Here is a 283-nt window from a genome sequence, read left to right as displayed (position 1 = left end):
GAAGATCGCGGGCGGCCGGCCCGCGGCCGCGGAGCGCGCCGGCGCGAAGGAGCGGGAGAACGCCCCGGTCGGCTGACGCGAGGACGCCGCCTCCGGCATCCGCGCACCAGCATGAGGGAGTCCCCCTGGGGGCTCCCTCATGCTCTTCTCTCCGCTCCCCTTCCTCTTCTCTCCTCGTCCCCCTCCCCGCCGCTCACAGCACCGTGAAGCTGTCCTTGACCCTCTCGTACGTCGGCAGCGCCCGGTGCTCCGTGTCCGACCGGTACCAGGTGCTGATCTGGTA

The sequence above is a fragment of the Streptomyces thermovulgaris genome, from assembly GCF_002155915.1.
GTDB classification, from domain to species: domain Bacteria; phylum Actinomycetota; class Actinomycetes; order Streptomycetales; family Streptomycetaceae; genus Streptomyces; species Streptomyces thermovulgaris.
The sequence above is the reverse complement of the archived record's forward strand: the minus strand, read 5'-3'. Positions refer to the sequence as shown.